Here is a 13,868-nt window from a genome sequence, read left to right as displayed (position 1 = left end):
CGGTGGAGCGGGGCATCATGGCCGGCTCACTTGCCGAACTTGGAGGCGTCCGGCTTGCGGCGCTCGGCGAAGGAGGCCGCCAGCTCGTGGGATTCCTCGGTGTCCAGATAGCCGCGCAGCAGAAGGTCGTGGGCCATGCGCGCGAGCCCGCCGACGCCGGAATGGCGGGCCGAGAAGGCGGTCTTCAGCGAGGCAAGGGCAAACGCACCCCGGTCCGCCAGGTGCAGCGCCATCTCGCGGGTTGCCTCGGCCAGCTTGTCGTCCGGCACCACCTTGTTGATGAGGCCGTAAGAGAGGGCCTGCTGGGCGGTGAGCTTCTCGTTCAGATACCAGATCTCCTTGGCGCGCCTCTTGCCGACCAGGTCCTCAAGGAACCAGGTGCCGTAGCCCGCGTCGAACGAGCCGACCATGGGACCCACCTGGCGGAAGATGGCGCTTTCCTTGGCGATGGCGAGGTCGCAGGTCATCTGCAGCACATTGCCACCGCCCACCGCGAAGCCGTTGATGGAGGCGAGCACCGGCTTCTGGAGCCGCTCGATGGCGTCATACATTTCCAGGGTCGGCAGCACGCCGGCATAGAGCTGGGTCTTTTCCAGCCCGTCCTTGCGGCCGCCGGTGCAGAAGAACTTGTCGCCGGCTCCGGTGAGCACCAGCACGCGGGTGCGCGTCTCGTTGCGCACCTGCTCGATGCAGTCGCGCACTTCGCGGCACATGGTGGCGTTGAACATGTTGCCGTCCTGCGGACGGTTCAGGGTGAGCGTACCGACCGGGCCGTCTTCGGAATAAAGGATGGTCTCGTAGGACATGGGAGGGGCTTTCCTTCCTGTGCATTCTGTTCGTTCGATCTGTGCGCTCACGCTTGATGGCGCTCAGATGACACCCGACGCGCGCAGGGCGTCGATTGCCTGATCGTCATACCCGAGGAGCATGCGCAGCACCTCCTCATTGTGCTCGCCGAGGCGCGGCGGCGGCGAGAAGCAGCCAGCCGGCTCCCCATCCATATGGATGCCCAGCGCCACCTGCGGCAGGTCCTCTCCCTCGCGCGGGATGCGGTAGAAGGCGGAGCGGGCGCGGAAATGGGGGTCGTCCACCACCTCGTCGAGCCGGTAGATGGGGCCGGCCGGCACCTTGGCGCGGGCGAACAGGTCCAGCCATTCCGCCCGCGGCCGGGTGCGCAGCACGTGTGAGATGCGCGCCACGATCTCGTCGCGATGAGTGCGGCGGTCCGCATTGGTGGCCACATGCGCACCCTCGGCGCCGGCCGGGTCGCCCACCGCCTCCCAGAAGCGCTTCCAGATTCCATCATTGCCGAGGCCCAGCGTGAGGGGCAGGTCGGCGGTCTCGAAGGTCTGGTAGATGGCGATCACGCTGTCCTTGCCGCCGGTGCGGCGCGGCAATTCGCCCGAACCCAGATAGGGCACGATGCGCGGCGACATGAAGCGGATCATGCTCTGCGTTAGGCTGATGTCGAGGGCGCAGCCCTTTCCGGTAGCAGCGCGCTTGTGAAGCGCGGCGAGCACGGCGAGCGCCGCATCCGCCCCCGCCAGCATGTCGGCGGCCGGCGCGCCCACCTTCTGGGGCTCCGCGTCGGTGGGGCCGGTGAGGTCCATCACGCCGCTATAGCCTTCCGCGATCAGGTCGTAGCAGGGCAGGGTCGCATTTGGGCCGTCGAGCCCGAAGCCGGTCAGCGAGACATGGATAAGGCCCGGTCGGTTCTCCCGAAGCCGGGCGGCATCCAGTCCGAGTTTCGCCTGCGTCTTGCCGAGCAGGTTGGTCACCACCACGTCGGCCTTGTCGAGAAGACCCTCCAGCACGGCCCGTCCATCGGGGGTGCCATAGTCCAAGGCCACGCTCTTCTTGTTGCGGTTGACCGAAAGGTACCAGAGCGATTCCCCGTCCAGGAAGGGCGGCCCCCACTGGCGGGAGTCATCGCCCCCCGGGCGCTCCACCTTGATGACGCGGGCGCCGAAGTCGGACAGCAGCATGGTGGCATAGGGACCGGCGATGGAGGAGGTGAGGTCCACCACCGTCACATGGTCGAGAATGCGAAACGCCTCCGCCGCACGCGCCTCGGGCAAGTCGGCGCTCGGAGAGGACGGATATGGCACTTGGGCAATGTTCATCGTCTGCACCCGTTGGTCCGACGATTACCGCAAGGCCCGTGCCAAAACGTCTAAAGCATTGGCAGTGCTGAATTTCATCTGCTGGCTCGGAGCGGTGCCCGGGAATAGTGTTTGCGGTGGCGACACTCGCGGGCTAGGGGTGTCTCCAATCAGAACATGCGAGGTCCGGGATGGCGACGACTCTCGATATTGTCTTCTTGGACGACACGGGCCGCCTCGCCTTCGCATCTCCGAGCGCGCGCGCCAGCGGGCTGGCCGAGGCGGTGGGCGCCCACGTCCGGAGGGTCGGGTCAGATCAGCGCGTGTCCGCCTTCGCCTTTGGCGGCACTTCGCATGTGGTGATCCAGGCGCCCACGGAGGGCGGCGGCACCGCCGTGCTCGTCCATGCAGAATCCGCAAGCTCGGCCCTGGTGGATTTCGTGCTTTCGGTGGACATTGCCTTCGACATTCTCAACCACTTCCTGACCAATCCCTTCGAGGGCATCACGGTGGTCGATCGGGATGCGGTGCTGCGCTATCTCAGCCCCGTCCACGAGCGTTTCTTCGGCTTCGCGCGCGGCGATGCGCTGGGCCGGCCAGTGCAGGAGGTGATCCAGAACACCCGCCTCCATGTGGTGGCTCGCACCGGCTCGGCCGAGATCGGCCAGGTTCAGGAGATGCAGAACGTAACCCGCGTGGTAAACCGCGTGCCCATCCTGCGCGACGGCAAGCTCGTGGGTGCCATCGGCCGCGTCATGTTCAAGGCGCCGGAGGAGGTGCATGAGCTCTCCCGGCAGATTTCCTCGCTCCGGGCCGAGGTGGACTATTACAAGAAGGAACTGGCGGGCCTGCGCCACCGCGCCTTCGGCCTCGATGAGATCGTCGGCGAAAGCGAGGCCATCCGCCGCCTCAAGGACGACATCCGCAAGGTGGCGCCCCTCGACGTGCCCGTCTTCGTCTCCGGTGAAAGCGGCTCGGGCAAGGAGTTGGTGGCCCATGCCATTCACAATCTGAGCCGCCGGGTCGAGCGGCCCATGGTGCTTGTCAATTGCGGCGCGCTGCCTGCCAATCTCGTGGAAAGCGAGCTGTTCGGCTATGAGGCCGGCGCCTTCACCGGCGCGCGCCGGGAAGGGCGCATCGGCAAGTTCGAGATGGCGGACCGCTCCAGCCTGTTCCTGGACGAGATCGGCGACATGCCCATGGAGACTCAGGTCAAGCTGTTGCGGGTCATCGAGAACGGCATTTTCGAGCGGGTGGGGAGCAACCGCTCCCGCAACACCAATTTCCGGCTCATCAGTGCCACCAACCGCGACCTGCGGCGCATGATCGCCGAGGAGGCGTTCCGCGCCGACCTCTATTTCCGCATCAATGGCGTGACGCTCCAGGTGCCGCCTTTGCGGGAGCGGGCCGGCGACATCCCCCTCCTGGTGCGGCACTTTGTGCAGCGGGTCGGGCAGCGCATCGGCTCCAACGTCCGGCGCGTGCACCCCAAGGCCCTGGAGATGCTCCAGGGCCTGGCCTGGCCGGGCAATGTGCGCCAACTCCACCACGAGGTGCAGCGCGCCATGATCTTTGCGGACGGGCCGGAACTGACGCTCTCCAGCTTCCGGCATCTGGAGGGCGAGGAGATGGAGCCTGCCCCCCTCTCCGTTCCCGCATCCGGTGCCACCACCATCCGCGAGACGGTGGGCAATGTGGAACTGGCACTGATCCGGGAGGCGCTCCAGAAGCACAAGGGCAACAAGAAGCGGGTGGCCGAGGAGCTCGGCATCTCCCGCTCCTACCTCTACAAGAAGCTTGCCGAAATGGGCATTCGCTGAGGGCTGCCCCTCAGAGCGCCTCGCCCCGCAGCAGCTTCGGCACCGAGCCGGTGAGCCCTGCCGCATCGCGGATGAACAGGCCTTTGAGGCGCGGCATCCGGTCGACCAGACCGAGGCCCATGTCCCGCACCAGGCGCAGCGCGTCGGAGCGGTTGGAGAAGAGCCGGTTCAGGCCGTCCGTCGCCACCCCCATGGCCAGCGTGTCGAACCGCCGCCAGCGCTGGTAGCGCTCCAGCACGGCCGGGGATGCGAAGTCCAGGCCGGTCCGCGCGGCATCGGTGACGGCCTCAGCGAGCGCCGCCACGTCCCGCAGGCCCATGTTCAGGCCCTGGCCGGCAATGGGATGGATGAGATGGGCGGCGTCTCCGACCAAAGCGAGACGCTCACCGATGAAGCTGCGGGCCATGGCAAAGCCCAGCGGATAGACGCCGGGCTTCGAAATCGGCCGCACCGCGCCGAGGCCATGGCCGATGCGCTGCTCCAGTTCTTCCTGGAACAGGAAGTCGGGCAAGGCGGCGATGCGCTTGGCGTCTTCCGTGCGCTCGGTCCAGACGATGGACGCCCGGTTGCCACGCATGGGCAGCACGGCAAAGGGGCCGGGCGGCAGGAAGTGCTCTTCCGCGCGGCCTTCGTGGGGGCGCTCGTGCTCGATGGTGAAGGTGATGGCCGACTGGTCATAGGTCCAGGCCACGTTCTGGATCCCGGCCATGGAACGCAGGCGGGACCTGGCGCCATCGCAGGCGACCAGCAGTTGCGCACGCACGGACGCCCCCGACGCTGTGGTCACCTCCACGCCGGAGCGGTCGGCGACGAAGTTTGCCACCGGCTCCGCCACCAGCCGAATGCCGGCTTCGCGGGCAAGGTCCGCGAGCCCCTGCTGGAGCACGGCGTTAGAGATCATGTGCGCGAAAGGCTCGCCCGGCTCCACGTCGCCGTCGAAGGTCAGGAAGACCGGCCGGGCCACGTCGCGCGTCCGGCTGTCGGTGACAACCATGGACCGCATGGGCTCCGCCGCGTCCGCCACGCGCTGCCAGGCGCCGAGAACCGTCAGCAGCCGCCGGGCGCCCGCGGCAATGGCCGAGGCGCGCATGTCGCCATCAAAGGAACGGTTGAGGCCCGGGTCGAGGACGGCAATGTCCGCCTCGCGGCCAAGCCCGTCCCGCAAGGCGAGGGCAAGGCTCAGTCCGGCAAGTCCCGCTCCGGCAATCACGATATCCGCGCGGGAGGGAAGGCCGTTCTGCCCCCTCTCGCCCTGAATGCCCGGCTGCATCGCTTCCATGACAGACCTCGCTCACCTTACTGCGCGACGCCAAGGCGCCGCACCGGACCCTCTATACGACGGACAGCGCCGCGCCGTTCACCTTGACGGGCGCAACCCGGGATGGCTCGTTGGGCGCGAACCGAACCCATGCGCCGATCCGGATTTCTCGGACCCGCGCCAACGAGCGACCCTCATGGACCAGCCCGCCTCCGATTCCACGTCCCGCCCCGCCACCGACGTGGATGCTCTGCTGAGCATCCTTGATCTCGAGCCCCTGGAGATCAACCTGTTCCGGGGTCGCAGCGTCAGCGCGTCCGGAGGGCGGATCTTCGGCGGGCAGGTGATCGCACAATCCTTGATCGCTGCCCAGCGCACGGTGGAGCCTGACCGCATCGCCCATTCCCTGCACGCCTATTTTCTTCTGGCGGGTGATCCGACCGTGCCCATCGTGTTCGAGGTGGATCGCATCCGCGATGGCCGCAGCTTTACGACGCGCCGCGTGGTGGCCATCCAGCGGGGCCGCGCCATTTTCTCCATGTCGGTCTCCTTTCAAGTAGAGGAGGGCGGGTTGATGCACCAGGGGCGCATGCCCGACGTGCCCATGCCCGAAGACCTTCCGTCAGACGATGTCTGGCGCGAAAAGCTCATCGCCCGTTTTCCAAATGCCTCCAAGCGAGACTGGATGGCGCTCCGCCCCTTGGAGGTAAAGCCGACCGGCCTGGATGCACCCTATAGCGGCCGGACCGGCGATACGTCCCGACCCAGCCTTTGGATCCGGACCCGCGGACCGCTTCCCGAGGGGCTGCCTCTGCATCAGGCGGTGCTCGCCTATGCCTCCGACCTGTCCCTCCTCCAGGCTGCCCTCCTGCCTCATGGCCGCAGCGTGTTCGACCGGGACCTTCAGGTGGCAAGCCTCGACCATGCCTTGTGGTTCCACCGCCCGTTTCGCGCCGATGAATGGCTCCTTTACGTCCAGGAGAGCCCCGCCGCCTTCGGGGGGCGTGGCTTCTGCCGCGGCGAGCTTTTCACGCGCGAGGGCGTGCTGGTGGCTTCGGCAGCGCAAGAGGGATTGATGCGGCCTGTCTCGCAATAGCGAGATAGCCTGACGTAATCTTGTGCTCTTCGCCTATTTTTTGTGCGAAGAATTGGGCATCAGGGGGGCGATGCCGTCACGGCAGGTCTTCTGGCGAGAAAATAAGCACGCCCACGCCCTGACTCTGCGGGATTGGCACGTTCCTTGATTCAGTCCTGTGCAGGCTAGGTCGCCGTTGCGCGGATTTTTTCCCCGTCCCGCACGGCACAGCCGGGAAGAAAACGCCTTTGGCCGCTTTCTGGCGGGTGGGCATCACGGGGACAGGGACCGATCCATGAAGATCGTCATGGCGATTATCAAGCCATTTAAGCTGGAGGAGGTGCGTGACGCCCTCACCGGTATCGGCGTGCACGGGCTGACCGTGACCGAGGTGAAGGGATACGGCCGGCAGAAGGGCCATACCGAAATCTATCGCGGCGCCGAATACGCCGTCAGCTTCCTGCCGAAGCTGAAGATCGAGGTGGCGGTGTCCTCCGATCAGGTGGCCAAGGTCGTTGAGGCGATCTCTGCTGCGGCCAAGACCGGACAGATCGGCGACGGGAAGATCTTTGTCTTCCAGATCGATCACGCCGTGCGCATCCGCACCGGCGAGACCGACGCCGACGCGCTCTGACCTTTCTCATTTCACGGAGCCCTTTTCCATGACGCTCAAGACCTGGTCCCGTGTGGGACTGCCAACCCTCCTGACCGCAGCGGCCATCGCCCTGCCGGTGCTGGCGCAGACCGCGACGCCCGGTGCCGATGCCGCTCCCGCCGCCGCGGCCGCTCCGGTGATCAACAAGGGCGACACCACCTGGATGCTGGTGTCCGCCCTACTGGTTCTGATGATGTCGGTGCCCGGCTTGGCCCTGTTCTATGGCGGCCTTGTCCGCTCCAAGAACATGCTGTCCGTGCTCATGCAGGTGTTCTATTCCGTCTGCATCGTCGGCATCATCTGGGTTCTGTACGGCTATTCGCTGGCCTTCACCGGCGGCTCGGACTTCATCGGCGGCTTCTCCAAGGCCTTCCTCAGCGGCGTGACCACCGAGTCCGCCGGCGGCACCTTCTCGGTTGGCGTTGCCATTCCCGAGCTGGTGTTCGTGGCCTTCCAGATGACCTTCGCCATGATCACCCCGGCCCTGATCTTCGGCGCCTTCGCGGAGCGCGTGAAGTTCTCGGCGATCGTGCTGTTCGTGCCGCTCTGGGTCACGTTCATCTATTTCCCCATGGCGCACATGGTGTGGTACTGGGCCGGCCCGGACGCGGTGGACGCCGCTGCCAAGGCGGTTGCCGCTGCTGCTGACGGTGCCGCCAAGACCGCCGCCCAGGAGGCCCTGGACGCCGTGCTCGCCGATGCCGGCTATCTCTACAAGCTGGGCGCCATCGACTTCGCCGGCGGCACCGTGGTGCACATCAATGCCGGTATCGCCGCTCTCGTGGGCTGCATCATCATCGGCAAGCGGACCGGCTACGGCAAGGAAGCCCTCTCGCCCCACTCTCTGACCCTCACCCTGGTCGGCGCCGGCCTGCTGTGGGTCGGCTGGTTCGGCTTCAATGCCGGCTCCAACCTGGAAGCCAACGGCCTGACCGCCCTGGCCATGATGAACACCTTTATCGCCACCTGCGCCGCTGCCCTCTCCTGGATGGTGGTGGAATGGCTGGCCAAGGGTAAGCCGTCCATGCTCGGCGTGGTGTCCGGCGCGGTGGCCGGCCTCGTGGCCGTGACCCCCATGGCAGGCTTTGCGGGCATCATGGGCGCGCTGATCTCCGGCCTCGGCGTCGGCGTGGTGTGCTTCTTCTTCTGCACCACCGTGAAGAACGCCTTCGGCTATGACGACTCGCTCGACGTGTTCGGCGTGCATGGCGTCGGCGGCATCTTCGGCGCCATCGCTACCGGCATCGTGGTCAGCCCCGCTCTCGGCGGCACGGGCATCTACGACTACACCACCGGTGCGGTCGCCGATTACAGCATGGCCACCCAGGTGATGGCGCAGATCAAGGGCGTGCTCATCACCGTCGTGTGGTCGGGCATCGGCTCCGCCATCATCTACTTCATCGTCAACGCGGTCGTCGGCCTGCGCGTGTCGGTGGAGAAGGAGCGCGAGGGCCTCGACATCACCGAGCACGGCGAGCGCGCCTACCACAGCTGATGGGATGGGCGGAGCGTTCCGGCTCCGCCCTTTCCCCGGCGCCGGTCCGGTCGGGCCGGCCGCCGTCAAGGGACGCCGGTCTTCCGGCGAAAGGATAAGAAGAGGGGAAGACGAAGCCTCGGTCCGCAAGGGCCGGGGCTTCGTCACGTTTTGGGGCATGTTTCTGGGTCTTGCGGCAACCCAGCACGCAGTGCGCAAAACAAAAGGAGCGGCAGGGCCGCTCCTTCGAATGTTTAGGGCGATTCACCGATCAGATTGAACCAATCTGATCGGTGAATCGCCCTCTCACTTATTGAGAAAGAATGCGTGATCCGATCAGCCTGCGGTGCAGGCTGATCGGCGCATGCTCCAAGCGGACCGTCTCCCAAGAGCGGCTTCCAAGAATGGCTTCCAAGAATGGCTTCCAAGAATGGCTTCCAAGAATGGCTTCCAAGAATGGCTCCCCAAGAGCTGCTCCGATCGGCCGCTCCGAAGGGCTGTCCCGGCTCGGGCCGATCAGCGCCCGGTAAAGAGCTGGTCCAGCTTTCCGCCCGAGGCGAACTGCTCGGCCTGGACCTTTTCCCAGCCACCGAAGACCGCGTCGACGGTGAGCAGACGAATGGGCGGGAATTGGTCCTTGAACTCGGCCGCCACCTTGGGGTCCACCACGCGGTTATAGCCCTTGGCGAGGATGGTCTGGCCTTCCGGCGAATACAGGAATTCCAGATAGGCGGTAGCGACGGCCCGTGAGCCGCGCTTGTCGACCACCTTCTCCACCACCGCCACGGGGAAATCGCCCTGGAGGCTGACGGAGGGCACCACGGTCTGGAGCTTCTTGTCCTTGTAAAGGTCCTGGATCACCCGGGTCTCGGCCTCGAAGGTCACAAGCACGTCGCCGGTGTCGCGCTCCACGAAGGTGGTGGTCGCGGCGCGTCCGCCCGTGTCGAACACCGGCACGTTGGAAAGCAGCTTCTTCACGAAGGCGTCGGCCTTGGCCACGTCGCCCTTGTTCTGCTCCAGCGCATAGGCATAGGCGGCCAGATACGTGTAGCGCGCATTGCCGGAGGTCTTCGGGTTCGGGAAGATGACCTTCACGTCATCCCGAACCAGGTCGTTCCAGTCCTTGATGCCCTTCGGGTTGCCCGCCCGCACCAGGAAGGCGGGGAAGGAATAATAGGGCGAGGCGTTGTTGGGGAACTTCTTCTTCCAGTCCTTGGCGACGAAGCCGGCCTTGGCCAGGACTTCCACGTCCAGTTCCTGATTGAAGGTCACCACGTCCGCCTCAAGCCCCTCGATGATGGCGCGGGCCTGGCGGGACGAGCCGGCATGGCTCTGGTTCACCGTGATCTGCTGGCCGGTCTTCTGCTTCCATGCGGGGACGAAGCCTTCATTCACCGAGGTGTAGAGCTCGCGGGAGATGTCGTAGGAGACATTGAGGATGGAGTTCGGCCCCTGCTGCGCAAAGGCCAGGCGCGGCATGGCCGCCGAGGAGGCCGCGGCGAGCGCGAGAAAAGTGCGGCGGTTCAGCATGGGCTCTCCATTTACATCCCGTTTATGCGATTTGGCGCATTTCACGGCAAATTAGCATGGGCCTTGACGGAGCGAAACCCTATTTCCCGCACTCCGCGTGGCTGAGGTATAATTGACGAAGAATATGCGTGAATTCTGGATTGCCAATGGGCCGCTGGCTCGGCCCATCGATGTCCGGTCAAGCCCAAGCGCCTCGGATGAGCCCTGGAGGGAGGCTGGGACGCCTATCTCTCGCACCGGGCGGGGGGCGCCATGGTGATCTGCATTCTGTGGAACCGGCATGCGCTCCTGCGTCTAGCAAAATGTTCCCTGCCATCAATCAAAATAAGAATAATATCTTATATGACGGAGGTCAAGGAGGAGGCGAGCCGGGCGGCATCGGTCACCCTCGGTGACATCCCTGCTCGGCGGGAAGGAACTTGGTCTCGTCCAGGATCGCGGTAGGATTGTCCTGCAGGCGATCTACTCAGGTGGGGCTGCCCCGCCTCGATCCAGGAGGTCCCATCATGTTGGTGCTGACGCATCGCCTCTATCTGAAGACCCGCAAGGGCGAGCGGGCGTTCGACATCCGCGTTTTTCAGCCGGTGCAGCTCCAGGTTCCTGTCGGCACGGCTTGGTCGTGTCGGTATGAGATCGACTGGCCGGACGGACCCGTGAAGAGAGAGGGCGCGGGCGTCGATGCGCTTCAAGCCCTCATGTCAGCTTTGCAAATTATCGCGGCGGACATTTACACCACGACGTACCACCGCGAGGGGCGATTGCGCGTCTATGACCACGACAAGGGCTATGGCTTTCCCGTCATGTCATCCCTGCGTGACCTTGCGGTCGGCATCGACGCCATGTGAGGCACGCCCATGGGGCCGTTCGGCACCGCCCGTCTCTGGCTTGAAGCTGGTGCGGCCGGCCTGACCCAGACATGTGGCCTTTCCTTCTATCTTGACGCCCTGGCGCCAGCCGAAGCCGGCGCCAGGGGATTTTCCCATCAGGCGGCGGTGCGCTTGTTCTGGCGGTTGTGCACGAGGTCATCCACCACGCCGGGATCGGCCAGGGTGGAGGTGTCGCCGAGATTCTCGAACTGGTCCTCGGCGATCTTGCGCAGGATGCGGCGCATGATCTTGCCCGAGCGCGTCTTGGGCAGGCCGGGGGCGAACTGGATGAGGTCGGGAGAGGCGATGGGGCCGATCTCCTTGCGCACCCAGGCCACCAACTCCTTGCGCAGTTCCTCGGTGGGCTGCTCGCCGGCCATCAGGGTTACATAGGCATAAATGCCCTGGCCCTTGATGTCGTGGGGGAAGCCCACCACCGCCGCCTCGGAGACCTTCGGATGTGCGACGAGGGCGCTTTCCACCTCGGCAGTGCCCATGCGGTGGCCGGAGACGTTGATGACATCGTCCACGCGCCCGGTGATCCAGTAATAGCCGTCCGCATCGCGCCGGCAGCCGTCGCCGGTGAAATACTTGCCGGGATAGGCCGAGAAATAGGTCTGCTCGAAGCGCTCATGGTCGCCATAGACCGTGCGCATCTGGCCCGGCCAGCTGTCGGCGATGACGAGGTTGCCCTCGGTGGCACCGTCCAGCACCACGCCGGCCGCATCCACCACTTCCGGCTTCACGCCGAAGAAGGGCAAGGTGGCTGAGCCGGGCTTCAGCGCCGTGGCGCCAGGCAGCGGGCTGATGAGGATGCCGCCGGTCTCGGTCTGCCACCAGGTGTCGACGATGGGGCAGCGGCCCTCGCCCACCACGCGGTGATACCATTCCCAGGCTTCCGGATTGATGGGCTCGCCCACCGAGCCGAGCAGGCGCAGGGAGGCGCGGGAGGTCTTCTTCACCGGCTCCTCGCCCGCCTGCATCAGCGAGCGGATGGCGGTGGGCGCGGTGTAGAAGATGTTCACCTGGTGCTTGTCGATCACCTCCCAGAAGCGGGAGACGGACGGGTAGTTGGGAATGCCCTCGAACATCAGCGTGGTCGCGCCGTTGGCGAGCGGACCATAGAGAATGTAGGAGTGGCCGGTCACCCAGCCCACGTCCGCCGTGCACCAATAGACGTCGCCCTCGTGATAATCGAAGACGTAATGGTGGGTCATGGAGGCATAGACCAGATAGCCCCCCGTGGTGTGCAGCACACCCTTTGGCTTGCCGGTGGAGCCGGACGTATAGAGGATGAACAGCGGGTCTTCCGCGTTCATGGGCTCGGCCGGGCATTCAGTCGTCACCAGATCTGCCGCCTCATGGTACCAGACGTCGCGGCCCGGCTCCATGTTCACCTTGCCGCCGGTGCGACGGACCACGATCACATGGTCGACCCCGCCCTCCACATGGGCAATCGCCGCGTCCACGTTGGCCTTCAGCGGCACCTTGCGGCCACCGCGCAGGCCCTCGTCGGCGGTGATGATGCATTTGGAGCCGCAATCGGCGATGCGGCCGGCCAGGCTGTCGGGCGAGAAGCCGCCGAACACCACCGAATGGATGGCGCCGAGCCGCGCGCAGGCCAGCATGGCGAAGGCGGCTTCGGGGATCATGGGCAGGTAGATGGTGACCCGGTCACCCTTCTGGACGTCGCGGTTGCGCAGCACGTTGGCGAAGCGGTTCACCTCGTCGTGCAGTTCCTGATAGGTGATCTTGCGGCTCTCGGACGGGTCGTCCCCTTCCCAGATGATGGCCACCTGGTCGGCGCGGTGCGGCAGATGCCGGTCGACGCAATTATAGGCGACGTTGGTGACGCCGTCCTCGAACCACTTGATGGAGACGCTGCCGGGGGTGAAGGAGGTGTTCTTCACCTTGGTGAAGGGTTCGAACCAGTGGATGCGCAGCCCGTGCTCGCCCCAGAACTGCTCGGGATGGGTGACGGACTGGGTGTAGAGCGCCTTGTATTCGTCATGGTCCACATAGGAGCGCTGGCTCCAATTGGCGGGAACCTCATAGATCTTCTCGGACATCGGCTTCGTCTCCCCCTTGCAGCGCGCTGCAAGCGCTTCGTGTTTAGCGACGGCTTCGCGGCCGTCATGTGACAGCGGGCGTGCGGGCCATCTCTCCCTTTCGCCGGAGCGCGCGGGGCTGATGTCCCCGGCTCCGGGGCGCAGCCTTCGCGGCTGCGCGAACTTGGCTGGATTATGGGGAGCAGCCTCGGATGCCACAAGGCGGGGGCGGGGCAGACTTTGGGCGAAGGCCCTTAACGTCAAGCGGCCGCGACACCCGTCTGCGGCGCACATGACGCAGCCGTCCGACGCGCCCCTGGCTGGGAAGCGACGGACGTCTGCGCTATGAGGCGGCAGCGCCCTTTCGGGCCGAACCGCTGGAGAGGGGATCATGTCGCCCTGGACACGTCTCGTCATCGCCCTCGCCGGCCTGTTCGGCGCCAGCGGCGTCGCCCTTGCAGCCATGTCCGCCCACGTGACCGGCGGCGCATCGCTCATGACGGCGGCGCAGTTTCTGCTGTTCCACGCCGCGGCGCTGATGGGAATCATCGCCACGTGCGCGCGCCTCGGGCGAGGTCGGGCAACGCTTCTGGTGGGCGGGCTCGCCATCGCGCTCGGCACGATTTTATTCTCGGGCGACCTGGCGGCGCGAGCCTTGATGGACGTCAAACTGCTGGGCGGTTCCGCGCCTTTCGGCGGGGTCCTGATGATCGTGGGCTGGCTGGACGTGGCCGCAGTGGGCCTTCTGGCTGCCCTGAAGGAATAAGGCGCGCGCCTCAGAGGGCGGCGCGCATCATGTTGAGCTTCGCGCGCAAGGCGATGAGGGAGCGCGGATCGTCGCCGAGATCCGACAGGAGGAACTCGGCCACCTCGTCCGCATGCTCCGCCTCGAAGAAGGCGCGGGCTTCCTTCACGGAGTTCACCTCGCATTCGCGGGCGCCCAGCACGATGCGGAGCGGAGCCGTGGTGGTGGCAGGCGTGATCTTGGAATACGAGCCCATCTGAATTCCCTTTCCGATCCCTGTGCCGGCGCCGGGTGA

The 13,868-nt window shown here is 65.7% G+C and carries 12 protein-coding genes; 6 read left to right on the top strand and 6 right to left on the bottom strand.

The features are described 5' to 3' along the window. Nucleotides 1-26 precede the first annotated feature (26 nt). Nucleotides 27-806 carry an enoyl-CoA hydratase-related protein gene (locus tag PV781_RS13780; RefSeq protein WP_274776207.1) on the bottom strand — a complete coding sequence of 260 codons (780 nt, stop codon included), beginning with the start codon at nt 804-806 and terminating at the stop codon, nt 27-29. A 63-nt stretch (nt 807-869) separates the two neighbouring features. After that, the gene (locus PV781_RS13775) at nt 870-2,123 is read right to left on the bottom strand and encodes a CaiB/BaiF CoA transferase family protein (RefSeq protein ID WP_274776206.1); all 1,254 of its coding nucleotides are present in this window, start codon (nt 2,121-2,123) and stop codon (nt 870-872) included. 170 nt (nt 2,124-2,293) lie between these two features. Between PV781_RS13775 and PV781_RS13770 the strand changes: the two genes are divergently transcribed. Beyond that, nucleotides 2,294-3,922, top strand: a complete 1,629-nt coding sequence (locus PV781_RS13770; RefSeq protein WP_274776205.1) for a sigma-54 interaction domain-containing protein — start codon at nt 2,294-2,296, stop codon at nt 3,920-3,922. Between the two features lie 10 nt (nt 3,923-3,932). Here PV781_RS13770 and PV781_RS13765 read toward each other — a convergent pair whose 3' ends face one another. Then, entirely contained in the window at nt 3,933-5,201 is a 1,269-nt protein-coding gene (locus PV781_RS13765; protein WP_425532400.1) for a ubiquinone biosynthesis hydroxylase, read from the bottom strand. A gap of 175 nt (nt 5,202-5,376) precedes the next feature. On the opposite strand from PV781_RS13765, the gene PV781_RS13760 reads away from it, so the two are divergent. From PV781_RS13760 to PV781_RS13750, 3 genes are all read left to right on the top strand, one after another. Next, nucleotides 5,377-6,276, top strand: a complete 900-nt coding sequence (locus PV781_RS13760) for an acyl-CoA thioesterase (RefSeq protein WP_274776204.1) — start codon at nt 5,377-5,379, stop codon at nt 6,274-6,276. A gap of 274 nt (nt 6,277-6,550) precedes the next feature. After that, nucleotides 6,551-6,889: a P-II family nitrogen regulator gene (locus tag PV781_RS13755; RefSeq protein ID WP_209101364.1), complete on the top strand. Its 339-nt coding sequence runs from the start codon at nt 6,551-6,553 to the stop codon at nt 6,887-6,889. 28 nt (nt 6,890-6,917) lie between these two features. After that, a complete protein-coding gene (locus PV781_RS13750; RefSeq protein ID WP_274776203.1) occupies nt 6,918-8,405 on the top strand; it encodes an ammonium transporter in 1,488 nt (495 codons plus the stop codon). A 495-nt stretch (nt 8,406-8,900) separates the two neighbouring features. On the opposite strand, the gene PV781_RS13745 is transcribed toward PV781_RS13750, so the two are convergent. Further along, on the bottom strand, nt 8,901-9,914 hold the full coding sequence (locus tag PV781_RS13745) for a sulfate ABC transporter substrate-binding protein (RefSeq protein ID WP_425532399.1): 1,014 nt from the start codon (nt 9,912-9,914) through the stop codon (nt 8,901-8,903). 506 nt (nt 9,915-10,420) lie between these two features. Between PV781_RS13745 and PV781_RS13740 the strand changes: the two genes are divergently transcribed. Beyond that, on the top strand, nt 10,421-10,759 hold the full coding sequence (locus PV781_RS13740; protein WP_274776202.1) for a DUF6968 family protein: 339 nt from the start codon (nt 10,421-10,423) through the stop codon (nt 10,757-10,759). Between the two features lie 137 nt (nt 10,760-10,896). On the opposite strand, the gene acs is transcribed toward PV781_RS13740, so the two are convergent. After that, complete coding sequence (acs, locus tag PV781_RS13735; protein WP_274776201.1) at nt 10,897-12,849, bottom strand: acetate--CoA ligase; 1,953 nt, start codon at nt 12,847-12,849, stop codon at nt 10,897-10,899. Between the two features lie 370 nt (nt 12,850-13,219). Here acs and PV781_RS13730 point away from each other — a divergent pair, with 370 nt between their 5' ends. Continuing rightward, nucleotides 13,220-13,594 (top strand): DUF423 domain-containing protein, encoded by a 375-nt coding sequence (locus PV781_RS13730; RefSeq protein ID WP_209101377.1) that lies wholly within the window; start codon nt 13,220-13,222, stop codon nt 13,592-13,594. Between the two features lie 10 nt (nt 13,595-13,604). On the opposite strand, the gene PV781_RS13725 is transcribed toward PV781_RS13730, so the two are convergent. Further along, nucleotides 13,605-13,829: a hypothetical protein gene (locus tag PV781_RS13725; RefSeq protein WP_274776200.1), complete on the bottom strand. Its 225-nt coding sequence runs from the start codon at nt 13,827-13,829 to the stop codon at nt 13,605-13,607. Nucleotides 13,830-13,868 lie beyond the last annotated feature (39 nt).

Source organism: Aquabacter sediminis, assembly GCF_028863665.1.
Classification (GTDB): domain Bacteria; phylum Pseudomonadota; class Alphaproteobacteria; order Rhizobiales; family Xanthobacteraceae; genus L1I39.
Note: the sequence above shows the minus strand (reverse complement) of the source record. Positions and strands in the feature narration are given on the sequence as shown.

What these genes read in the sequence shown, in the direction of transcription:
- PV781_RS13730 (WP_209101377.1), top strand. Translation starts at nt 13,220, where the DNA reads ATGTCGCCCTGGACACGTCTCGTCATCGCCCTCGCCGGCCTGTTCGGC.
- PV781_RS13775 (WP_274776206.1), bottom strand. Translation starts at nt 2,123, where the DNA reads ATGAACATTGCCCAAGTGCCATATCCGTCCTCTCCGAGCGCCGACTTG.
- PV781_RS13760 (WP_274776204.1), top strand. Translation starts at nt 5,377, where the DNA reads ATGGACCAGCCCGCCTCCGATTCCACGTCCCGCCCCGCCACCGACGTG.
- acs (WP_274776201.1), bottom strand. Translation starts at nt 12,849, where the DNA reads ATGTCCGAGAAGATCTATGAGGTTCCCGCCAATTGGAGCCAGCGCTCC.
- PV781_RS13750 (WP_274776203.1), top strand. Translation starts at nt 6,918, where the DNA reads ATGACGCTCAAGACCTGGTCCCGTGTGGGACTGCCAACCCTCCTGACC.
- PV781_RS13780 (WP_274776207.1), bottom strand. Translation starts at nt 806, where the DNA reads ATGTCCTACGAGACCATCCTTTATTCCGAAGACGGCCCGGTCGGTACG.
- PV781_RS13745 (WP_425532399.1), bottom strand. Translation starts at nt 9,914, where the DNA reads ATGCTGAACCGCCGCACTTTTCTCGCGCTCGCCGCGGCCTCCTCGGCG.
- PV781_RS13725 (WP_274776200.1), bottom strand. Translation starts at nt 13,829, where the DNA reads ATGGGCTCGTATTCCAAGATCACGCCTGCCACCACCACGGCTCCGCTC.
- PV781_RS13755 (WP_209101364.1), top strand. Translation starts at nt 6,551, where the DNA reads ATGAAGATCGTCATGGCGATTATCAAGCCATTTAAGCTGGAGGAGGTG.
- PV781_RS13770 (WP_274776205.1), top strand. Translation starts at nt 2,294, where the DNA reads ATGGCGACGACTCTCGATATTGTCTTCTTGGACGACACGGGCCGCCTC.
- PV781_RS13740 (WP_274776202.1), top strand. Translation starts at nt 10,421, where the DNA reads ATGTTGGTGCTGACGCATCGCCTCTATCTGAAGACCCGCAAGGGCGAG.
- PV781_RS13765 (WP_425532400.1), bottom strand. Translation starts at nt 5,201, where the DNA reads ATGGAAGCGATGCAGCCGGGCATTCAGGGCGAGAGGGGGCAGAACGGC.